18 protein-coding genes and 2 pseudogenes are annotated in these 22,157 nt (G+C 46.9%); 18 read left to right on the top strand and 2 right to left on the bottom strand.

Annotated elements, in window-relative coordinates; genetic code table 11:
- Positions 1-112 precede the first annotated feature (112 nt).
- From GK047_RS15825 to GK047_RS15855, 7 genes are all read left to right on the top strand, one after another.
- On the top strand, positions 113-1,126 hold the full coding sequence (locus tag GK047_RS15825) for a Gfo/Idh/MocA family protein (protein WP_163948873.1): 1,014 nt from the start codon (positions 113-115) through the stop codon (positions 1,124-1,126).
- A 134-nt stretch (positions 1,127-1,260) separates the two neighbouring features.
- Positions 1,261-2,307, top strand: coding sequence for an ABC transporter substrate-binding protein (locus GK047_RS15830; protein WP_240343998.1), 1,047 nt, complete (start codon positions 1,261-1,263; stop codon positions 2,305-2,307).
- Positions 2,308-2,423: 116 nt separating this feature from the next.
- Positions 2,424-3,338, top strand: coding sequence for an ABC transporter permease (locus tag GK047_RS15835; RefSeq protein ID WP_163948507.1), 915 nt, complete (start codon positions 2,424-2,426; stop codon positions 3,336-3,338).
- A complete protein-coding gene (locus GK047_RS15840) occupies positions 3,338-4,132 on the top strand; it encodes an ABC transporter ATP-binding protein (protein ID WP_163948510.1) in 795 nt (264 codons plus the stop codon). The genes GK047_RS15835 and GK047_RS15840 overlap by 1 nt, the downstream gene beginning before the upstream one ends.
- Positions 4,133-4,656: 524 nt before the next feature.
- Positions 4,657-5,340 carry a response regulator transcription factor gene (locus GK047_RS15845; protein ID WP_163948513.1) on the top strand — a complete coding sequence of 228 codons (684 nt, stop codon included), beginning with the start codon at positions 4,657-4,659 and terminating at the stop codon, positions 5,338-5,340.
- Complete coding sequence (locus tag GK047_RS15850; protein WP_163948515.1) at positions 5,337-6,452, top strand: HAMP domain-containing sensor histidine kinase; 1,116 nt, start codon at positions 5,337-5,339, stop codon at positions 6,450-6,452. The genes GK047_RS15845 and GK047_RS15850 overlap by 4 nt, the downstream gene beginning before the upstream one ends.
- 201 nt (positions 6,453-6,653) lie before the next feature.
- Entirely contained in the window at positions 6,654-7,151 is a 498-nt protein-coding gene (locus GK047_RS15855; RefSeq protein ID WP_163948518.1) for a DinB family protein, read from the top strand.
- A 747-nt stretch (positions 7,152-7,898) separates the two neighbouring features.
- On the opposite strand, the gene GK047_RS15860 is transcribed toward GK047_RS15855, so the two are convergent.
- Positions 7,899-8,336, bottom strand: coding sequence for a GNAT family N-acetyltransferase (locus tag GK047_RS15860; protein ID WP_163948521.1), 438 nt, complete (start codon positions 8,334-8,336; stop codon positions 7,899-7,901).
- A gap of 146 nt (positions 8,337-8,482) precedes the next feature.
- The gene (locus GK047_RS15865; RefSeq protein WP_163948523.1) at positions 8,483-9,556 is read right to left on the bottom strand and encodes a M42 family metallopeptidase; all 1,074 of its coding nucleotides are present in this window, start codon (positions 9,554-9,556) and stop codon (positions 8,483-8,485) included.
- Positions 9,557-9,953: 397 nt separating this feature from the next.
- Between GK047_RS15865 and GK047_RS15870 the strand changes: the two genes are divergently transcribed.
- The 11 genes and pseudogenes from GK047_RS15870 (at position 9,954) to GK047_RS15910 (ending at position 21,794) form a co-directional block, all read left to right on the top strand.
- Positions 9,954-11,783 (top strand): fibronectin type III domain-containing protein, encoded by a 1,830-nt coding sequence (locus tag GK047_RS15870; RefSeq protein WP_163948526.1) that lies wholly within the window; start codon positions 9,954-9,956, stop codon positions 11,781-11,783.
- A gap of 309 nt (positions 11,784-12,092) precedes the next feature.
- Positions 12,093-13,676 (top strand): annotated as a pseudogene (locus tag GK047_RS15875) (M4 family metallopeptidase); the annotation flags it as partial.
- Positions 13,677-13,721: 45 nt separating this feature from the next.
- Positions 13,722-14,210 (top strand): annotated as a pseudogene (locus GK047_RS29715) (fibronectin type III domain-containing protein); the annotation flags it as partial.
- A gap of 48 nt (positions 14,211-14,258) precedes the next feature.
- Entirely contained in the window at positions 14,259-14,405 is a 147-nt protein-coding gene (locus tag GK047_RS30400) for a carbohydrate-binding protein (RefSeq protein WP_346010350.1), read from the top strand.
- 172 nt (positions 14,406-14,577) lie between these two features.
- Positions 14,578-15,303 (top strand): MBL fold metallo-hydrolase, encoded by a 726-nt coding sequence (locus GK047_RS15880; protein ID WP_163948529.1) that lies wholly within the window; start codon positions 14,578-14,580, stop codon positions 15,301-15,303.
- A gap of 16 nt (positions 15,304-15,319) precedes the next feature.
- Complete coding sequence (locus tag GK047_RS15885; RefSeq protein WP_163948532.1) at positions 15,320-15,889, top strand: TetR/AcrR family transcriptional regulator; 570 nt, start codon at positions 15,320-15,322, stop codon at positions 15,887-15,889.
- Positions 15,890-16,322: 433 nt separating this feature from the next.
- The gene (locus GK047_RS15890) at positions 16,323-16,880 is read left to right on the top strand and encodes a glycerol-3-phosphate responsive antiterminator (protein WP_163948536.1); all 558 of its coding nucleotides are present in this window, start codon (positions 16,323-16,325) and stop codon (positions 16,878-16,880) included.
- A gap of 27 nt (positions 16,881-16,907) precedes the next feature.
- Positions 16,908-18,401 (top strand): glycerol kinase GlpK, encoded by a 1,494-nt coding sequence (gene glpK, locus GK047_RS15895; RefSeq protein ID WP_163948540.1) that lies wholly within the window; start codon positions 16,908-16,910, stop codon positions 18,399-18,401.
- 150 nt (positions 18,402-18,551) lie between these two features.
- A complete protein-coding gene (locus GK047_RS15900; RefSeq protein ID WP_163948543.1) occupies positions 18,552-20,249 on the top strand; it encodes a glycerol-3-phosphate dehydrogenase/oxidase in 1,698 nt (565 codons plus the stop codon).
- 262 nt (positions 20,250-20,511) lie between these two features.
- Positions 20,512-21,099, top strand: coding sequence for a TVP38/TMEM64 family protein (locus GK047_RS15905; RefSeq protein WP_163948546.1), 588 nt, complete (start codon positions 20,512-20,514; stop codon positions 21,097-21,099).
- A 323-nt stretch (positions 21,100-21,422) separates the two neighbouring features.
- The gene (locus GK047_RS15910) at positions 21,423-21,794 is read left to right on the top strand and encodes a hypothetical protein (protein ID WP_163948549.1); all 372 of its coding nucleotides are present in this window, start codon (positions 21,423-21,425) and stop codon (positions 21,792-21,794) included.
- Positions 21,795-22,157 lie beyond the last annotated feature (363 nt).

A 22,157-nucleotide genomic window follows, 5' to 3' on the forward strand; every position in this document is an offset into this window, starting at 1 on the left:
GACTGCCACTTGGGATCGAGTCGCAAAGGAAGTAGCGTTCAAGCGTCGAATAAGAAAGAACAACAATTATGATCACCTGCGGTGACCATTGAAAGACAAGTGGGAGGTTGGAATGATGGATACAATTCGTTGGGGAATCATCGGCTGCGGTGACGTGACAGAGGTCAAAAGCGGCCCTGCATTGCAGAAGGCAGAAGGCTCCGAGCTTGTCGCGGTGATGCGAAGAAATGGTGCGTTGGCCGAAGATTATGCACGTAGGCATGGGGTGGCCAAATGGTATGATGACGCGGAGGCGCTGATTGCTGATCCGAAAGTAAATGCTATTTATGTAGCAACTCCCCCAGCTTTTCATCGTGAGTATGCGCTGTTGGCCGCGAATGTGGGGAAACCTGTTTATGTGGAAAAGCCGATGGCTAGGAACCACGCGGAATGTTTGGATATGCTGAGCGCTTGCGAAGCAGCGGGAGTATCTTTATTCGTAGCTTATTACCGAAGAAGCTTACCTAGGTTCAATGAAATTAAGCGGTTGTTGGCCAGTGGGGTTATTGGCGAGGTTCGATTGGTACAAACGATGCAACTTCAAACCCAGTGGGCAACGGGGGATCAGGTGCTCCCTTGGCGGATACAGCCGGAGCTTTCGGGCGGTGGTTTATTCGTCGATCTTGCAAGTCATACGCTCGATATTCTCGATTACTTACTTGGCCCTATCGGCGAGGTCAAAGGATTTGCAGCTAATCAGTCCGGTAAGCATCAGGTAGAGGATCTGGTCACTACAACTTATGCATTTGAATCTGGCGTTATCGGCATAGGAACGTGGTGCTTTAGTGCTTACACTCGTTTGGATATGAATGAAATTATTGGTAGTCTGGGAAAAATTACGTTCTCTACTTTTGGTGAAGATATTCGCGTGGAATTGTCGGATGGACAGGTAGAAGAACGTACGATTCTGAATCCTCCGCATATTCAGCAGCCTCTTATCCAATCCATTGTGAACGAGCTTCGGGGTACAGGTTACAGCCCAAGTACGGGGTATTCAGCGGCTAGAACAAACCGGGTAATGGATGAACTGCTTAGAGATTTCTATAAGCGTGATAAAACAATTGACGGAAACGTGACAGCCAATTAAACTATGGTTAATTCAGTTCATTTTTGGACATTCGCCGCCTTGCATTTTGATGCTTTGTTGGATAGAAGCGTTAAAGAGGTGAGCGGGTGAAACGTTCAAATCAACCAATGAAAGTAAAGAGAGGGGTCATGATGTTGAAAAAGAAAACATTAGTAACGCTCGTTTTATCCGCAGCACTTGTCACTTTAGCCGGTTGCGGCCAGAAGGCCGAACCTACGAAGGCGGCAGGCGGATCATCAGCTACTCCGGCTGCTACGGCAGCAGCGAAAACGTACAAAGTAGCAATCTCCCAAATTGTGGAGCATCCATCGCTGGATGCAACTCGTCAAGGTTTCCTCGCAGCGCTTAAAGATGCTGGCCTCGTAGAAGGAACCAACCTGAAAATCGACTTCAATAACGCCCAGGGCGATCAAACAAACAACTTATCCATTGCACAAAAAATTGCGTCTGCAGATAACGATTTGGTTCTTGGTATCGCCACGCCATCCGCGCAAGCCGTTGTGCAGCAAGTGAAGAAGTCACCTGTTCTATTCGCAGCGGTTACAGACCCGCTTGCAGCCAAAATAGTTAGTAATTTGGACAAACCGAGTGGTAATGTCTCCGGTGCCTCTGATACCAACCCGCAGGCTGTCTCGCAATTGATGGAGTTTGTTGCTGCTAATTTCCCAAAAATAAAAACAGTAGGTCTTGTTATTAATGAAGGCGAGCCTAACGCAGTTATTATGGCTAAAAATGCTGAAGATTCCCTGTCCAAACATGGAATCAAACTTGTTAAAGCGCCAGTTACGAATACGTCTGAGGTCAAACAAGCCGCTCAATCTCTGGTTGGACGCGCAGATGCTTTCTTAATCACGCTGGACAATACGGTCGTGAGCGGTGTTGATTCTATTATTCAACTTGCCAATGACAAGAAGATTCCGTTCTTCTCCAGTGACCGCGATACCGTGGAAAAAGGGGCTTTTGCAACGGTAGGATTCAAATATTATGATCATGGTTACCAAGTAGGTCAAATGGCCGTCGAAATTCTTAAAAACGGCAAAAAACCAGCAGATTTGAAAGTAACCGTGCCTGATAAGTTAGACCTGATCTTGAACCTGAAAGCAGCGAAAGCAGAAGGTATTGAAGTGACGGATACAATGAAAAATGCTGTAAAAGATAAAGAGAAGAACATTATTCAGTAACCCATTTTCTCGAAAAAGGGGTGAACGAAGCTTTTCGTTCACTCCTTTTCTCAGTTAATCGGTAGCACTCAGGTGTAAGACATATTCATATTCTGATCGTAACGGAGGTTATACAAATGGCTGATTCCATGATGGGAGCCGTTGAGCTAGGTCTTCTCTATGCGCTTATGGCGCTCGGGGTCTACATCACGTTTCGCATTCTCGATTTCCCTGATTTGACGGTAGATGGCAGCTTTACGACAGGCGGAGCTATTGCTGCTATTATGATTTCCCATGGATTCGCGCCTTGGTTGGCTTGTTTGGCTGCTTTTGCCGGTGGTCTTGCAGCGGGGGCATGTACGGGGCTGCTGCATACGAAGGGGAAAATTAACGGTCTATTATCCGGTATTCTTATGATGATTGCCTTGTATTCCATCAATATGCGGATTATGGGCAGACCGAACATATCGCTGTTAGGCGGGGAAACCTTATTTACTTCCATGTCGCCGATTGCGCTTGTCCTCATCATCGTTATCTTGTTTAAGCTGTTGCTGGACGTGTTCCTGCATACAGATTTGGGACTCGCCTTAAGAGCGACAGGAGACAACGCACGCATGATTCGGAGCTTCGGGGCCAACACGGATAACACGACCATTTTGGGCATTAGCTTGTCTAACGGTCTAGTCGCATTATCTGGTGCGCTTATAGCGCAGCAATCGGGGTTTGCTGACATTTCGATGGGGATTGGAATGATCGTTATCGGTCTAGCCTCTGTTATCATCGGAGAAGCCATCTTCGGAGCGCGTTCGGTGTTCCAGGCGACATTGGCTGCTGTGCTAGGTTCTATTGTGTACCGTATCGTGGTAGCTCTGGCGCTGCGGGTCGAATGGCTGAATGCATCAGACTTGAAATTTATTACGGCGGTTATTGTTATTATCGCCCTTGTGTTTCCTTCCCTACAGAGAACGATCAAGCAAAAAGCGATGGCTAAGCGACGTTCTGCCGAACTTATTGCTCGGGCCTTACAGTCGAATAAGGGAGGTGGCCGCTGATGCTTCAGCTCTCAAACGTTTCTAAATTGTTTAATCCCGGCTCAGCCGATGAGAAAATCGCGTTGATCGGTATTCAATTGAACTTGAAGCCCGGCGACTTCGTTACGGTCATCGGCAGTAACGGCGCCGGCAAGTCCACACTCATGAACATCATATCAGGTGTAATGACGCCAGATGCCGGTGAAGTACGCATTGGTGGTGAAGTCATTCACCACCTGCCTGAATACGAGCGCAGCCGCTGGATCGGCCGCGTGTTTCAGGACCCCATGGCAGGGACCGCCCCTCGGATGACTATCGAGGAGAATCTCGCCATGGCGTATGCCCGCGGCAAGAAGCGCGGTCTAAGCTTCGGCGTCACGATGTTTAGGCGCAAGCTGTTCCTTGAACAGCTGCACCGCCTAGGCATCGGCCTCGAAGGCCGTCTGAAGGCTAAGGTCGGCCTGCTCTCCGGCGGAGAGCGGCAGGCGCTCAGCCTGCTGATGGCGACATTCACCAAGCCGCAGATTCTGCTGCTTGACGAGCATACGGCTGCGCTCGACCCAGCGCGTGCAGAGCTTATCACACGATTAACCGAGGAAATCGTGCGCGAGATGAAGCTAACCACGCTTATGGTTACGCACAACATGGAGCAGGCGATCAGGCTCGGCAATCGCCTGATCATGATGGATAAGGGCCGCATCATCCTCGATGTAAACGAGGAACGGAAGAAGGACCTCACTGTCGAGCAACTGCTCGGCGAGTTTGAGCAAATCAGCGGGAACAAGCTGTCAGATGACCGCGTTGTTCTCGGGTAACATAGAAAAGCCGTCTGCGAAGGATTGTTTATCTTTCGCGAACGGCTCTTTTTTGTCCAACCTGTCGAGGTTCAAGTTTCAGAGACAAGTCATCTTACTGAAAGAAGGTTAAGTCTTCGTAGAAAAAACCATGCTGAGCATAAATCTTTATAAAAAACGCGCTTCCTCTTCACACGGGAGGCGCGTTTTACTTATTGTTCAACCGTTTTCTGAGAAAGGGTTATTTAGCATCGCATCCCAAACCCTTGAGCGTGATGTAAATCTTAAATGGGTAGATATCGTTATTCAATACTGGTTTATATTGAGTTTATAAAAAATGACTATACTGTTCTCATCAAATAAAGCGGATAATCGAGTGAGAACAAATGAATAATGAGCAAAAGAAAGTAACTTGGATTATTGTTGAACTTATGCCGGGAATGTTACTGGGCGCGCGCGCTGGATCAACAATCTGAGTTCGTCTAACGCAGGATTCTGAGGTATGCTAGAACTAACTGACAAAGAAGAAATGAGGCTGTTCCTAGATGGCACCAGTCATGATTGTTGATGATGATCCGTATATACGTGAGTTAGTCCGTGTTTTCATGCTGAACGAGGGTTTCGACGTTGTCGAAGCTTCGGATGGTGTCGAGGCTTTGAAGATGCTTGAAACTGTGCAAGTAGATATGGTTATTATGGATGTGATGATGCCCAATATGGACGGTTGGGAGCTGTGCAGGGAGCTGAGAGAGCATTATGATATCCCCCTTCTTATGCTTACAGCTAAAGGCGAAACCTCGCAGAAAGTTAAAGGCTTTGAGCTCGGTACAGATGATTACCTCGTCAAGCCTTTCGAGCCTGTCGAGCTTGTGCTGCGTGTAAAGGCACTGCTTAAGCGGTACAAAATTGCTTCGTCCCAGACGGTGCAGGTTGGGGATTTGATGATGAACCGCAAGACCTATGAAGTGACCGTCGGCGCAGAAAGCGAGAGCGTCACCCTGCCGCTTAAAGAATTCGAACTGCTGTATAAGCTGGGGAGCTACCCAGGTAAGACCTTCTCGCGTGACCAGCTCATCGAGCAGATATGGGGCTTTGACTATGAAGGTAATGAGCGGACCGTAGATGTGCATGTTAATCGTCTGAGGGAGCGATTTCCGGAGGAGCAGCATACCTTTCGGATCGCTACGATCCGCGGACTGGGGTATCGCATGGAGGTGCTGCGAGCATGAGCAGGCGGGCCAGAGGTAGGGCTAGGAGTGGATCTAATAGTAATAATAGTAACCGCACAAGAAAGCAGACATTTAGTCAGCGTCTTCGTGGTTTTCTTTTTACTTGCGGTATCTTTGGACTTATTCTTTTCTATTGGTTGGTTGCTTTTTATGCCACGGACTGGTTCTATAGCTCTCTAGATAAGCGCCCTCATGAGGTGTTCGTCCAACTCATTAATTCGATAGGCGGTATGTTATTATGGGGGCTAACCATGACGCTACTAGGCAAGTATTTTCGCTCAAAGCAAATGGATTTTTTTCAGGCTTTAATCGATGCAATTCGGAGTATGTCCAGAGGGGATTTTAACGTGTCCGTCGAAAATAATTCGCATAGCGGCCCCTTTGTGGAACTAGTCGATAGTATTAATCACATGGCCGTGGAATTGGGACAATTGGAGAAGATGCGGCAGGAGTTCATCTCTAATGTGTCCCATGAAATTCAATCACCGCTCACTTCGATTAGCGGCTTCTCGCGTGCGCTGCGGAACGATAGGATTACGCTGGAGGAGCGTACGCATTACCTTGAAATCATTGAAGCGGAGAGCAATCGTTTATCGAAATTAAGTGATAACCTGCTCAAGCTTTCATCGCTTGAATCCCAACATCATCCCTTCGAACCCAAAAGCTTCCGGCTGGATAAGCAGCTGCGTAACCACATTCTCGCCTGTGAGCCGCAATGGGTAGATAAAGCGATTGAAATGGACATCGACCTTGCCGAAGTTAATGTTACAGCCGATGAAGATTTGCTCAATCAAGTTTGGACTAATCTCATTCACAATGCCATAAAATTCGCACCCCAAGGTGGAACGATTGGCGTTCATTTACGCCGTAATGAGGGAGAAGCCATTGTACGCATTTCAGATAATGGCATAGGTGTTCCAGATGCGGATCAGGCCCATATCTTCGAGCGTTTCTATAAGGTGGATAAATCTAGAAATCGCACATCCGGCGGTAGTGGACTGGGCCTTTCCATAGTGAAGAAAATTATTGAGATGCATCAGGGTTCTGTTTCCGTAAAAAGTCAGCAGAGCGTGGGGACGACGTTTACCGTCTGTGTCCCGTTAACTGAATAACCCCAAGGGGATAGATGAAAGAAGGGGCTAATCATTTCTACCGGTAACACTGGGATAAAACAGGGCGGGTTTGGCCATTCTTTATTTGACAAAAGCATAAGCTATAGCCATATAATATTTTATCCGATTAAATAGTGTATAATTCAATTTTATGTAAATGCATTTTATGTAAATCCATTTATGGAGAGGAGACTAATCAAGATGAAAGAGTCAAATCAAGCCTTTGGACAAGCGCTCGTTAAATCCCTAATTGGAGAGCGAGGACACATTCCGATAGCAAGAGCATTATCGGATATTACAGTTGATGTGGCCGGGAAGCGTACCGATAACATGCCCTACAGCATCTACCAATTGTTGATGCACATGAGTTACTGGCAGGACTTTATGTTGACCTATCTTGAAGGAGGCAAACCCGTATTGCCGACAAGCGTAATGGAAAGCTGGCCTAGCGAGGAGCAACCAGAGGATGCGGAGAAATGGCAAGACACGGTTGAGCATTTCCTACAAGGTGTAGAGAAAGCTGTTCAGATGGCCCAAACAACCCAGTTGGACGAGCCTATTAATAACTTTCCCGGCGAAACAAAAGCGGGTATTTTGCGAAATATTGCCTCACACAACTCATATCACCTGGGGGAAATTGTCCTGCTTCGCCGTTTACATGGAGCTTGGCCGCCTCCTGGCGGAGGCTACCCTGCCTAAGCAAACTTGCTTATTTATATAGGCAACGCAAATAGGGATCCCGCTTATCTATGATAACCGGAGACCCCTATGTTAGTTTGTTCCTATTCAATTGTAACCAAGCACGCTCCCATCGAACAACTGACGTTGCATAATTAAACGTAAACTCACTACAGCGATCCTTTCCTCAGATGAATGACCACGTTTGAAATACGATTTCCCACATGCCCTAAGATCGAGTAAAGTGTGGCACCTCTTTCCGTCAAGTATTCAAGTATGGAGGGCATGTTTCGCTTACCTGCTGCATTGGGCTATCCCCTCTCCTCTTGCTGTCGATTGATCGTGCCGGCTCGCTGCTTCAAAGTTGCTTGAAGGCTTGTCTTGCATGTGAGCCTGTAATTAATATAGCCTATTATTAAACTATTGTAAATATTCAGAATATTAAATTAAATGGTGAAAAGGCCCGGTTTATAAGCCTTTTCTCTCGATTGCTCTCTTAATCTTAATTTTACAAAAAAAATATTAGGTTATTCGATTGAGAGTTAGAGTGCCCATCATAACGCGAACTTGGCGTTGGGCTATCTTGGGAGATTTCGGTACGAGGATTTTCCGCTAGGCAGCAGTTTGGATGAGCTGCTAGTCGAAGTGATGAAGATCGACTAGGTCTTTATAAGTAAAAGCACACAGCTATCCAAACGGTAAACCGATGTAAACTGGGAGATTGGAGTGTATAGCTTACGTATCTGCAAAAGAATGCACTTGCGTATCCTATAGGAATCTTTTAACGAATTTGTACCCCGTTTCTTGAAACCCCAATTGTTGTCCTAACGCATGAGTCCCATTTTTTCTTTCCGAGCCTGTTACCCACCACATGCCAGTACACGCATGTTTATTAGCTAATAGCTCTGCAAAGTGCTTTAGTTTATCGGTGGCATTCGGATCTTCGCTGGGCTCGTCCAAGGATAAGACTGAGACTTCGCTAAACTTCAAATCGCTATCGGTGCTTTCACGGATACGAAAGCCTAAGGTTCCGCGAATTTGATTCTCCTCTACATAGACATAAAGGGATTCATTTGGATGACTTTGCATGAAGTGAAGCCTGTTTTCAATGTGCAGCGGGGAGATAGATTTGCCTGTCAGTTGGCTAATTAGTGAGCTGATTTGCGTAGTGTCTTGTGAGGTTGCTTGCCGAATAACATAGTCCATAAAATTCCTTCTTTCTAGATAAAAGTACGTACTTTCTTTTTTTCTTGTTAATTATACCATATATTGGAACATAGGTTCTATATCGGATATTGATGGAAAATGCAAAAGGCCCGCCAATTTAGGCGGGCCTTTTAGTAAACTTACGATCATGCCTTGGCGTGAATCGTGTTAAGGGTTGTTCGGTCGCTTGCTTTCACGAGCTTAACAAGGAGTTCCTTCGCAGCTGCGTAATCATCTACGTGCAGAATGGACGCTGACGTGTGAATATAGCGTGCGCAAACGCCGATGACAGCGGACGGGATGCCACTGCCTTGAAGATGAACATTGCCGGCGTCCGTACCGCCGGCCGAGATGAAATACTGATACGGAATTTTATGCGTCTCGGCCGTATCTAGAATGAACTCCACCAACCCTCGGTGAGTGATCATCGTGGGGTCGAAGATGCGCAGCAGCGTGCCGCGACCAAGCTGGCCGAAGGCGCTGCGGTCGCCGGTCGTATCGCCGGCGGCACTTGCATCCAGCGCGTAGAATAAGTCCGGCTGGATCATATTCGCCGCCGTGTAGGCGCCACGCGCGCCTACTTCTTCCTGTACGGTTGCTCCGGCGTACAGGACATTAGGGAGCTTCGTTCCGTGAAGCTCCTTCATGAGTTCAATCGCAAGGCCGACGCCGTAGCGATTGTCCCAAGCTTTGGCCATAATCCGCTTCGGATTGGCTAGGGGAGTGAACGGGCAGATCGGCACGATCTGCTGTCCGATGCGAACGCCGATGCGCTGCGCGTCGGCGCGGTCTTCTGCGCCGATGTCTATGTACATCGACTTGATGTCTGCAGGCTTGCCGCGTGCAGCGTCATCCAGCAGGTGCACAGGAACAGAGCCGATGACCCCGATGATCGGCCCCTGATCAGTCATGATTTGCACGCGCTGCGCAGGCAGTACCTGACTAAACCAGCCGCCAAGGGGCTGGAACTTGATCGTGCCGTGCTCAGTGATGCCGTTCACGAGAAAACCGACTTCGTCGAAATGGCCGGCAACCATCACTTTCGGGCCACTTTCATCGCCGCGCTGAATCCCGAACAAACTGCCGAGTCCATCCTGAATGAACTCCGATGTGTATTTCTCTAATTCTCCACGGACGAATGCGCGTATGTCCCGTTCAAACCCAGGGGCAGCCTGCATTTCGGTTAACGTACGGAAAAGTTCTAAGGTCTCTGTATTCAAGTAAAATCCCTCGCCTTTAAGAAATTAGGTAGATTGAGCTTGCTGTATATGTACTTATTTTACCACAGAAATCATGAAAACTCTTGAAGGGTCAGCTGAAGGGGTGGGGACTTGGTATTCTTAGCCTAGTGCAAGCCTTCACACGTTATATCGTGAAAGTTTATTCGGATAACCCTAGCTATCTTTAGTTAATTCCTCTAGGAATAGTAGGAATATAACCCTGTTTCTGCCATATTTACCCTTGTTTAAACCCCCTATTTGTAAAAAAATAAAGGTAGTCCTAATTTAATTGCTAACAGTAAAATCTGCTTACAAGGAGGAGAGAATTCCCTGTCTCTTATCGTTGGAAATGATCGTTCCATCACTAATTAAAATTAGTCATTGCGGGAGGTTTATCATGATGTCTGTACAAAAAAAAGTAGTGAATAAAGTGCTTCTTTGGACAATTTTATTTGCCCTAATGATCACCTTGTTCCCCGTAGCCGCAACAAAGGCTTCGGCAGCAACAGGCAAAATCATCGTTGGCTATTGGCATAATTTCGATAATGGTTCTGGTTTTATTCGACTGAGAGATGTTTCCTCCAAGTTTGATGTCATCAACGTTTCTTTCGCCGAACCGACGGGCGCCACGAACGGTACAATCGGTTTTACGCCTTATAGCTACACGGATGCCGATTTTAAAGCGGATGTCACGTATCTAAAAGGAATAGGCAAGAAAGTAATTATTTCGATCGGCGGTGCTAACGGGCAAGTACAGTTAACAACTACGGCGGCAAGAGATAACTTCGTTAATTCCGTGACAACCATCATAGAGAAGTACGGATTCGACGGATTAGATGTCGATTTTGAAGGACATTCCTTATACTTGAATGCCGGTGATTCCGACTTCAAGAATCCAACTACGCCAGTCATTGTAAATCTCATTGCCGCTTTGAAAGCAATTAAGGCTCACTTTGGTTCCAGCTTTGTCCTGACGATGGCGCCGGAAACATTTTTCGTACAGCTTGGTTATGCATTTTACGGTGGAAGCTGTTCAGGCTGCGATTCGCGTGCAGGTGCTTATTTACCGGTCATTTATGCGGTACGTGACTCCTTGAATTGGCTGCAAGTACAAAATTATAACTCAGGTCCTATTACGGGCTTAGATGATCAATATCACACGATGGGCGTTGCAGATTTTCACGTCGCTATGCTGGATATGATCCTCACAGGATTCCCAGTTGCCAAAAATGCGAACAACTTTTTCCCGGCGTTGAGACAGGATCAAGTTGTCCTCGGGCTGCCAGCGTATGCGAATGCAGGTGGGGGTTTTACGACAGTTTCGGAAGTACAGAAGGCGCTTGATTATGTCATTAAAGGAATTCCTTTCGGTTCTTATCGGCTTCATGGAAGTCCGTCTGGATATCCTGATTTAAAGGGCCTCATGACGTGGTCCGTAAACTGGGATAAATTCAATAATTTTGAGTTCTCTAACAGCCATCGCAGCTATTTGGATAACATCGGCACAACGCCTGATACGCAAGCGCCTTCTGTACCTTCTGGGCTTGTATCAACGGGCAAAACGCAAACTAGCGTTTCCTTATCATGGAATGCCTCGACAGATAACAAAGCGGTTACAGGCTACGATGTCTACAATGGCTCACAGTTAGCGCTATCCGTGACAGGCACTAGTGCTATGGTAAGCGGTTTGACGTCTGGAACCACCTATAGCTTCACGGTGAAAGCAAAGGATGCGGCAGGCAATGTATCAGCAACCAGCAGCGCGTTAGTGGTGACAACGCTACCGACTACGGGAGTGGATACACAAGCGCCAACGATACCAACGAACTTAGCATCAACGGGCAAAACGCAGACGAGCATCTCTTTATCGTGGACGGCATCGACAGATAATACAGTTGTTGCAGGCTACGATGTCTACAATGGCTCGCAGTTAGCGCTATCTGTGACAGGTACAAGTGCTACGGTGAACGGTCTGACGTCTGGAACTGCCTACACCTTTACAGTGAAAGCAAAGGATGTGGCAGGCAATGTTTCGGTAGCGAGTGCAGCGTTGACGGTGACAACAGACAGCACGTCATCTGTTCAGCCATGGGCGCCATATGTGGCCTATAAAATAAACGACTTAGTTACTTATAGTGGCAAGACGTATAAAGTCGTTCAAGGACATACGTCATTACCAGGGTGGGAGCCAGTCAACGTTCCGGCTTTGTGGAGCTTAGTGAATTAAATGCAGGCGATGAAGGTGTGGCAGCGATGCTAAGAAGGTCGCTGCCAGCTTTTAACCTAGATAATCTTGTTGTTGTCTAGTAATTCTATCATTTACGTTCGAATCTATTTTTTTATATTAAAATTGACCGATGGTTTATTTACAAATAATTCATTTAATAGTAATATATTACATAAGCTTTATGGGATTTACATCACGTTTGACTAGCATAAAGCTTTACTAAATCCTTTTGAAAGGAGTGGTGTGTACCTAGTTTTCATAGTTTTAAAGTCCAACAGGCAAGTAAAAAATGATGGGAGATGATTAATGATGAAAAAGACATTAACTGTACTTGCAGTAAGCGTAATGATGACGATGACAGCTGTTCCTGTGTGGGCACAATCAAGCGAAGCAGTCGGTTCTGAGGATGCTCTTGTGGAAACTGCTGCCCCCAAAATTATCGGGGAGACTTGGATAGCACCCCAGGGTGCATCACTTGAGGAAAAAGTAAGAGTCTACTTGGAATCTAACAAGCAAACGCTTAGTCTTGTGGGTGATGATACAAAAAGTATCAAGATTACCGAGCAGGTTACAGACGCTGAAACAGGAACACAGCATGTTCGCTTAAAGCAATATATACAGGGTATTCCTGTTTTTGGTGCTGATCAAACGATTCACTTTGACAAGCAAGGAAATGTTTCTTCCTATTTCGGAACTACAATTCCCGATGCTACCCAACAAACTGCCGTCGCACTCGCGCCGAAGATCAGTGCAGAAAAAGCAATTTCTATTGCTAATAAGGATACGGAGAACATCGTAGGTAAGCTTGGAAGCCAGCAGAAAGAACAAACGGCAGAGCTCAATATTTACCCCTATAAGGGACAAAATCTGCTGGTTTATGTAACGGAAGTCAATGTACTTGAACCATCCCCACAACGTGTGCACTATTTCATTAATGCAGATAACGGTAAGATCGTAAATAAATATAGTCTGCTTGATCATGCTACTGGGACTGGTGTAGGGGTTCTGGGAGATACGAAGAGCTTCACTACGACTGCAAATGGAAGTTCATACACGCTACAAGATACAACCCGTGGCAATGGTATTATCACCTATACATCTGGTAACTCACAAATACTTCCAGGTACCTTGCTACAAGATTCGGATAACGTTTGGACGGACCCTGCAGCTGTAGATGCTCATGCGTACGCTGGAGTTGTCTATGATTATTACAAAAACACCTTCGGGCGAAATAGTCTTGACGGCAATGGGTTGGCTATTAAATCCAGCGTTCATTACGGTAACAGATACAACAATGCCTTCTGGAATGGCGTGCAAATTGCATACGGTGATGGCGATGGAAGCTTATTCCGTGCATTCTCAGGTGACTTAGATGTTATCGGTCATGAATTGACACATGCGGTTACAGAGCACTCAGCCGGGCTGATTTATCAGGGGGAATCGGGTGCGCTTAATGAATCCATATCTGATATTTTTGGTAATACCATTCAAGGAACTAACTGGTTAATTGGTGATGATATCTATACGCCAAGCACGCCAGGCGATGCTTTGCGGTCTATGGAGAATCCTACGCTGTACAATCAACCTGATCATTACAGTAATCTATACAGAGGTTCTAGCGATAATGGCGGCGTGCATACGAATAGCGGTATCAATAATAAGGCCTTCTATTTATTGGCTCAAGGCGGTACGCATCACGGTGTGACAGTAACTGGCATTGGTCGTACGGATGCGGCGAAAATTTTCTATAAAACACTTACGCTTTATTTGACGCCATCTTCGAATTTCGCTGCAATTCGCGCTGCGGCTATTCAAGCAGCTACTGATTTGTATGGGGCAGCTTCTACGCAGGTCAACTCCGTCAAAGCTGCTTACGGCGCTGTAGGTGTAGGCAGTGCTCCATCTCCAGATACGCAAGCGCCTAGCGTGCCGACAGGTCTTGCTTCAACGGGCATAACACAAACGAGCGTGAGCTTGTCATGGAATCCTTCAACGGATAACACAGCCGTCACAGGATACGATGTTTACAATGGATCTCAATTAGCCGCATCAGTGGCAGGAACTAACGCAACCGTGAGCGGTTTGAGCGCAGGAACAGCTTACACGTTTACAGTAAAAGCGAGAGATGCAGCAGGCAATGTTTCTATAGCGAGCGTTGGGTTAACCGTAACGACAACAAATTCATCTGATCCAGATACGCAAGCACCTAGTGTACCAACAAATCTTGCTTCCACAGGCAAGACACAAACAAGCGTGTCCTTGTCGTGGAATGCTTCCACAGACAATACAGCGGTTACCGGGTACGATGTTTACAATGGATCTCAATTGGCCGCCTCGGTGACAGGCACAAATGCGACCGTGAGCGGTTTGAGCGCAGGAACAGCTTACACATTTACGGTAAAAGCGAAGGATGCCGCAGGTAATGCATCGGCGGCAAGCAGCGGCCTAACAGTGACAACAGACACTGCATCTTCCGTGCAGCCATGGGCAGCTTACGTAACTTATCAAGTAAATGACTTGGTTACTTACAATGGCAAGACGTATAAAGCGATTCAAGGGCACACGTCACTGCCAGGCTGGGAGCCTGCTGGTGTACCTGCTTTGTGGAGCTTAGTTAATTAAGATTTTCTAAATGCTTAGAAAGAGACAAGCGGCGCTTTTTGCCGGGCTTGTCTCTTTTTAATTTTCTAAAGGTGGTCAATTCGTTTAAGAAACAAAGAAAGCAATAAGCTCCTTGACTAAACTAATATAGTTAGTTATTATGCTAATATAGATAGTTACTGGAGGCGTTTATATGAAAATTACTCGTAATGGTGCTTTGTATCAACTGGCTTTTATGCCGCGGTTATTCCCAGTAAATTGCTACTTCGTGGAGGAAGAAAAGGAGTTAACGCTAATTGACGCGGCGATGCCTTTTAGCGTGAAGGGAATACTGGGAGCAGCATCTCAAATTGGCAAGCCGATTACGCGTATTGTACTGACCCATGCTCATGGTGATCATATCGGCGCCTTGGATGGTTTGAAAAAAGTGCTGCCGGAGGCAACCGTCTACATCTCCCGAAGAGATGCGAAGCTGCTTGCAGGGAGTAAGGAGCTAGAAGCGGGCGAGCCTCAGCTGCCGATTAAAGGAGACGTGCCGAAGTCGGTGCAGACTAGGCCGGATGTACTCTTGCAGGATGGCGATCGAATCGGCTCCTTGCAGGCTGTTGCCGCTCCAGGGCATACGCCGGGGATGATGGCCTTCCTTGACGTGCGAAGCCGTGCTTTAATCGCAGGCGATGCCTTCCAAGTACGCGGGGGTGTTGCCGTGTCCGGCGTGATGAAATTGTGGTTTCCCTTCCCCGCTATGGCCACGTGGAATAAACAAGCTTCATTAACGAGTGCACGCAAGCTCCGGGAGATGAAACCGAGCCTTCTCGCTGTTGGACACGGACACATGATTGAAAATCCGCTGCCTATTATTGATAAAGCTTTGGAAGAAGCAGCTAAACATATTAAACTAGAAGCATCGAGCATCTAAGAGACGAGGGGTAAATATGGCATATCGACAAGGTTTGGATACAGAATCGGTTTTGCAGGCGGCTATTGAAATAGCTAACCTTCATGGCGTTGAGCAAGTAACGCTAGCTGCGTTGGCTGCTAAGTTGAATGTGAAAACACCATCTTTATACAATCACATTAAAGGCTTGCCAGGTCTTAGGAAGCAATTGTCTCTACTGAGCTTAACAAGGATTAAGGAAGCGATGGTAGAAGCAGTCCTCGGCAAATCAGGGGATGATGCGCTTTTAGCGGCTGGCTTCGCTTATGTTACTTTCGCTAGGCAGCAGCCGGGTCTATATGATGCTATGGCTTCGCTTCCAGACTTCGGAGATCCAGAATTACAGCAGGCCAGCAGTCAAGTAGTTGAGTTTGTTTTAAGGCTCTTGGAGCCCTATGAAATGTCTGAGGATGATGCGCTGCATGTGGTACGAGGATTTCGCAGCGTACTACACGGCTTCGCTTCCTTGGAGCTTAAAAATGGCTTCCGGATGGAGTTAGAGCGCGATGAAAGCTTTAGGCGCTTGTTGATTGCCTATTTAAGAGGGCTGCGTACAGCCCAAAGTTGAAAAAAGCGTAAGAATGCCGGTTTATTGGCCAGACAAGGCTTTTTGTGCTTTTTTATAGGGGATTAATGGATGAAGGCAATCCCAATACATTCTACCTGTACCGAAGAAATGCATTGACACACAAATGCCCATTGCTTACAATGAAGTCAAGTTCATACATGTGACGGAGAACAGGAGACTCACCTAGGTTGCGCATCTTATAGATGACGCAATTTATGTGAGCTTTTTGTTTTTTTAAAGCAGCCCAATGGACATAGTCGTCGATATGGCTTTTTTTTCCTAGATGGCTTGCTATTCCGTCGAAGTTATTTATATGTTAACGTGGTTGTAGTAAGTGGTTTCCTCGTCTGGTTACTTATGCAATTCAGATAAAGAAACGCAATCACAAGGGTAGTTCCCATGGTTCCGGGATACTCGGAATGGAGAGACTGAAATGTCATTAGAGCAACAACGTATTTTACCAGCCATACGAAAAATTAAAGATATGGAGAAGCTTTTCCAATCTCCGTTTACCTATATTGTCCTACTGGACAGTCATATCGGGCAGCTCAAAAGTGTAGTAGATCTTGCCAGATCCCACGGGAAAAAGCTGTTACTTCATGCGGACCTTATTGAGGGTTTGAAGAATGACGAGTTTGCGGCTGAATTCCTTTGTCAAAATATAAGGCCCGCGGGTCTTATTTCGACACGTGCTAGTGTCATTACAAGAACAAAACAGAATGGGCTGCTGGCCATCCAACGTCTTTTTCTGTTGGATAGCAGTGCATTAGATAAGAGCTACACACTGTTGGAGCGTTCGAAGCCAGACTTCATAGAGGTACTTCCGGGGGTGATCCCGCATATCATTACCGAAGTGAAAGAGCGGTCGGGCATTCCGATATTCGCAGGAGGCTTGATTCGTTCGGTCAATGATGTGGAGAGTGCTTTGCAGGCTGGAGCTACGGCTGTCACGACATCGAATAAAGATTTGTGGAAACATTACGGCAGCTAATGAGAAAAGAACGTGGAGGGTCAATACGTGGGTAAAACGTATATATTGTCTCTGGATCAGGGAACAACTAGCTCCAGAGCCATCTTATTTAACAAGCAAGGGCGAATTGAGCATATCGCCCAGCAAGAATTTAAGCAATATTTCCCGCAACCAGGCTGGGTAGAACATGACGCCAATGAAATATGGCTTTCCATCCTAGGTGTAATTTCCACCGTTTTATCCGAATCGGGTGTGAGTCCCGCTCAAATAGCTGGAATTGGTATTACCAATCAAAGGGAAACGACGGTCGTCTGGGATCGGCATACTGGAATGCCCGTATACCATGCCATTGTTTGGCAATCGCGGCAAACGGCAACTATATGCGATAGTTTAACAGCGCGCGGTCTGAATGATCTATTTCGTGAGCGGACGGGACTGCTTATCGATGCGTACTTCTCGGGTACCAAAATTAAATGGATTCTCGATCATGTGGCTGGAGCGAGAGAGAAGGCTGAGCGTGGAGATCTGCTATTCGGCACGATTGACACCTGGCTCATTTGGCGGTTAACGGGTGGAGCCGTACATGTGACCGATTACTCTAACGCTTCGAGGACGCTGCTCTACAACATTCATGATTTGAAGTGGGATGAGGAACTGCTCGGGCACTTAGATATTCCGCTTTCGATGCTGCCGCAGGTACGTTCTTCTTCTGAAATTTACGGCTACACACAGGAAAGTCACTTTCTTGGAGCGTCGATTCCGATTGCGGGTGCGGCTGGAGATCAGCAAGCGGCGTTGTTCGGGCAGGCTTGTTTCGAGAAAGGCATGGCTAAAAACACCTACGGCACAGGTTGCTTTATGCTAATGAACACAGGAAATCGTCTGATTCCGTCCCAAAGCGGCTTGCTAACCACCATTGCATGGGGCTTGAACGGAAAGGTGGAATATGCGCTGGAAGGCAGCATTTTTGTGGCAGGCTCAGCGATTCAATGGCTGCGCGATGGGATGCGGATGATTAAATCGGCCAAAGACAGCGAAGACTATGCGAAACGAGTTGTATCCACCGAAGGCGTCTACGTTGTACCTGCTTTTGTTGGTCTAGGTACTCCATATTGGGATAGCGATGTGCGCGGAGCTGTTTTTGGACTCACGAGGGGAACATCCAAAGAGCATTTTATCCGGGCAACACTCGAATCTTTAGCTTACCAAACCAAAGATGTGCTGCAAGCGATGGAAGACGATTCAGGCATACAGCTTACCAAGCTGCGCGTGGATGGCGGTATCGTGAAAAATAATTTCTTGATGCAATTTCAAAGCGATATGCTAGGCGTTGAGGTTGAGCGTCCTTTAATTAGTGAAACAACGGCCTTAGGCGCGGCTTACTTAGCTGGCTTGGCTGTCGGTTTTTGGAAAGATCAAGCCGAAATTGCCGCGCAGTGGCAGGTCGAGCAGGTATTTGAACAGAAGATGGAAGCCGATCTTCAAACAAGGCTATACAGCGGCTGGAAAAAGGCAGTTCGTGCAGCAATTGCTTTTAAATAGACCCATGATGTGATAAGATATCATTATAAGTTCATATTCGGTTGGAGACCAAGGAGAAACCACAACGACCTCTACGTGCAGACGTAGAAGGTGTGTTGTGGTTTTTGTATTTTCTACACATTTTCTACACGTTAGAAGGGAGAGAGTGAGATGACACAAAAACAAGCATACGGATTTTCTGGATTGCAAAGAACGGAATTGCTGAGCAAGATGTCGGAACAAACGTTTGATCTGATCGTAATTGGCGGGGGAATTACGGGGGCAGGTATCGCATTGGATGCACAAAGCAGAGGACTTCGCACTGCGCTTGTGGAGATGCAAGACTTTGCGGCTGGAACATCGAGCCGTTCGACGAAGCTCGTGCATGGAGGTCTGCGTTATTTGAAGCAGCTTGAAGTAAAAGTGGTTGCAGAAGTGGGCAAAGAACGCGCTATTGTTTATGAAAACGGACCTCATGTGACAACGCCGGAGTGGATGCTGCTTCCTTTTTATAAAGGGGGGACATTTGGCAAGTTTTCGACTTCGCTTGGCTTGCGTATGTATGATTTCTTAGCAGGTGTCAAGCGTTCGGAACGCAGACGGATGTTCCGCCCAGAAGAGACGCTCGCGCATGAGCCGCTATTGAAGAAAAACGAGCTTAAGGGTGGCGGCTATTACGTAGAGTATCGGACAGACGATGCGCGGTTGACGATTGAAGTTATGAAAAAAGCGGTTGAGCTTGGCGTTGTAGCGGTCAACTACGCTAAAGTCGAGGAACTGCTCATGAAGGATGGCAAGCTGGTTGGTGTGCGGGTTGCCGATCAGATGGATGGACGAACGGGGCATGGCGCTTCTTACGCCCTTTACGCGAGTAAAATCGTTAATGCGGCAGGACCATGGGTAGATACGCTTCGAGAGATGGATCATTCGAAGCGCGGCAAGACACTGCATCTAACCAAAGGGGTGCATCTGGTGTTCGATCAGAGCCGATTCCCGCTGCAGCAGGCCATTTACTTTGATACGCCAGATGGACGAATGGTGTTTGCGATTCCGCGGGATGGCAAAACCTACATCGGAACGACGGATACGAACTATAAAGGGGATATCGTAAACCCCCGAATTACGGTTGCAGATCGTACTTATGTGCTGCGTGCGGCTAATGAAATGTTTCCGTCCCTCGGGTTGACGGAAGCTGACGTGGAATCGAGTTGGAGTGGGCTGCGCCCACTGATCCATCAAGAGGGCAAAGATCCTTCTGAGATTTCCCGACGCGACGAAATCTTCATTTCCGATTCCGGCCTCATCTCGATGGCTGGAGGCAAGTTGACAGGCTACCGCAAGATGGCGGAGACGGTCGTGGACAAGATCGCCGCCATGCTAACGGCGGAAGGGAAGGCGCCGGCGGCTCTGGCGCCGAGTCGTACGCGGACGCTGCCAATCTCCGGCGGCGACGTGGGCGGCTCAGCGAAGCTGGCGTCGTTCTTGCAAAGCAAGGTCAGCCAAGGCCTGCGGCTGGGACTGACCGAGTCTGAGGCTGCGCTGCTCGCGCGTCGATATGGCTCCAATGTGGACGCCGTATTCGAGCTGCTAGAGCGCTATCGGGGCGAAGCTGCGGAGCGGGGCTTACCTGCCGCCGTGTTCGCTGCGCTCGTTTACGCGATTGAGTGCGAGATGGTCGTGAAGCCGACGGATTTCTTTATCCGCCGCACGGGCGCCCTCTTCTTCGACATCGCGTGGGCCAAACAATGGAAGGCGCCAGCAATTGCCTTCTTAGCCGAGCGTTTCGGCTGGGATGAAGTGCAGACGAGGATTTACACAGCAGAGTTAGATCAGTTGCTTCACGAAGCGGTGAATCCGCTGGAAGCTTAACGCCAGCGACGATTAGCCTTCATTTATATATTGTAGCGTTAACAACCCGCCATCCTAAGAAAGCGGGAGGTTAACGCTTTTTTTATGTCGTTGTTTTGGCGGACAGTAGCAATTAAATCTGAATCCATACGCGAAGGGCCTTTATGTATTCGGTAGTTCCAACGCAAAAATAAACATAAAGAGCCTCCCTTGTGCTATTATGCCTAAGGGGGGTTCTTTTACCGCTCATTACTAGTTTAGCAGGAGTAGGTGTTTCTCGCATATGGGAATTTCAGAGTTTATGTCGTATCTGACCGAAGAAAATTTAATGATGCTGTTGGGAAAATATCGATCTCTGGGGCCTTTCCCAGGCATTTTGTTAACTTTTATGAAATCATTCGTTCCACCGCTGCCAACACTTCTGATTATCAGTGTGAATGCGGCTGTATATGGTTTGTGGTTTGGTTTCTTATATTCGTGGATTGGCATTGTAAGTGGGTGCTTAGTTACTTTCCTTATTGTCAAAAAAATCGGCGGACACCCCTTGCTAGAGCGCTGGGTGCAGAAGCCTAAGGTACAGAAAGGATTGCTCTGGGCCCGTCGCCAAGCCTTTAGCTACGTTTTTATTTTAAGTTTGTTTCCCGTGGGTCCCTTTGTCGTAATCAATATGGCAGCTGCTCTAGTAGGTATGAAACTGCGGTCTTTTCTGGTGGCTGTCGCATTAGGAAAAGGGGTTATGGTGCTTTCCGTTTCTTTTATCGGATATGACCTGAAACGATTTATCGAACATCCATTTCAACTCTTGTACGTTGTTGCATTTGTCGTTCTTTCTTTGATCATCAGCAAAAAAGTAGAGAAACGTTTTGCATGAGTCGAAGGTGTAATTCCGACTACATTTATTTTCAGATGAATTCTCTTTGTTTCTATAACGGATAGCGTCTGCCCGATAGCACGTTAGAAAACCTCGACAGTGCCCGGGTAGGGGCTGTCCGCTGTTGTTGGCTGACAAGAAGTTATGCCGTTTACAAAAAACCGCGCCGCCTATAATTAACTAAATATTCGAAATATTAGTATGCTTTTCATTTCATTATGGTATAGTGAGTGATAGAAGGGCTTACACACATACAATAGAACGCTGGCCAGCATTCACATCTATAGAGACAGATCCCTTCTACTAGTCTCTTATATGAAAGGATGAATGTAATGAAAGCGAAGAAGTTAATGATTCTAATGCTAGCTGCTTGTATGCTCTTCATATTCTCTACTACCGCCAGCGCTAATACTGTTATAAGCCGTACAGATACCGTTACTGGTCAAGGGACACTGAATATTTCTGGATATTTGTATGTGAAAACCAGCGGCTCCGGAGCCATATTTGCAGATGTGTACCGTGTAGTAAACGGTACAGAACAACATGTTGCCAGAGGTTCGCGTATTATCGGCGGGGGTCCCCGTACAGCTAGTTTCAACTTAAGTATCAGTGGATTATCACAAGACACGTACATTGTCAGATATTCCTACGGCGGGCCGCTTTCAAGTCTAACGATTACTAGTGTCGGGTTCTGATTCTAATGAAACACTAGGTCCATAAGTTATAAGAATTTTGCAACCTTGGTAATTTCGCGAGCTGCGATACTTTTCATGTATTGGGGTAAGTCGTAGTATGAGAAATTAAGACACTTAATCTATATTTTTGGTCGGTATCCGCAATCGGATCATATTTTTGACATTGAAAAATGACAAGAATATGATCCGATAAATTTTTTTGGAAACCATATAGGCGGATATTCATCGGTCTATTTTCTTGTCGCTGGGCAGATGTGGCACACGTAGCGTTGGGCCAGTTCTTTTTATTAGAGCTGATGGTGAGGGGGACTTGCATTGTCTGTCTATCTGAATTGGTTTAGAATGCGAGATGAGCCATTTTAA

This window comes from Paenibacillus sp. SYP-B3998 (assembly GCF_010820665.1).
Lineage (GTDB): Bacteria > Bacillota > Bacilli > Paenibacillales > NBRC-103111 > Paenibacillus_E.

Bases quoted from the DNA above. Each gene is read 5' to 3' on its own strand.
- GK047_RS15825 (WP_163948873.1), top strand. From the start codon at position 113: ATGATGGATACAATTCGTTGGGGAATCATCGGCTGCGGTGACGTGACA.
- GK047_RS15835 (WP_163948507.1), top strand. From the start codon at position 2,424: ATGGCTGATTCCATGATGGGAGCCGTTGAGCTAGGTCTTCTCTATGCG.
- GK047_RS15840 (WP_163948510.1), top strand. From the start codon at position 3,338: ATGCTTCAGCTCTCAAACGTTTCTAAATTGTTTAATCCCGGCTCAGCC.
- GK047_RS15845 (WP_163948513.1), top strand. From the start codon at position 4,657: ATGGCACCAGTCATGATTGTTGATGATGATCCGTATATACGTGAGTTA.
- GK047_RS15850 (WP_163948515.1), top strand. From the start codon at position 5,337: ATGAGCAGGCGGGCCAGAGGTAGGGCTAGGAGTGGATCTAATAGTAAT.
- GK047_RS15855 (WP_163948518.1), top strand. From the start codon at position 6,654: ATGAAAGAGTCAAATCAAGCCTTTGGACAAGCGCTCGTTAAATCCCTA.
- GK047_RS15860 (WP_163948521.1), bottom strand. From the start codon at position 8,336: ATGGACTATGTTATTCGGCAAGCAACCTCACAAGACACTACGCAAATC.
- GK047_RS15870 (WP_163948526.1), top strand. From the start codon at position 9,954: ATGATGTCTGTACAAAAAAAAGTAGTGAATAAAGTGCTTCTTTGGACA.
- GK047_RS15880 (WP_163948529.1), top strand. From the start codon at position 14,578: ATGAAAATTACTCGTAATGGTGCTTTGTATCAACTGGCTTTTATGCCG.
- GK047_RS15885 (WP_163948532.1), top strand. From the start codon at position 15,320: ATGGCATATCGACAAGGTTTGGATACAGAATCGGTTTTGCAGGCGGCT.
- GK047_RS15890 (WP_163948536.1), top strand. From the start codon at position 16,323: ATGTCATTAGAGCAACAACGTATTTTACCAGCCATACGAAAAATTAAA.
- GK047_RS15900 (WP_163948543.1), top strand. From the start codon at position 18,552: ATGACACAAAAACAAGCATACGGATTTTCTGGATTGCAAAGAACGGAA.
- GK047_RS15905 (WP_163948546.1), top strand. From the start codon at position 20,512: ATGGGAATTTCAGAGTTTATGTCGTATCTGACCGAAGAAAATTTAATG.
- GK047_RS15910 (WP_163948549.1), top strand. From the start codon at position 21,423: ATGAATGTAATGAAAGCGAAGAAGTTAATGATTCTAATGCTAGCTGCT.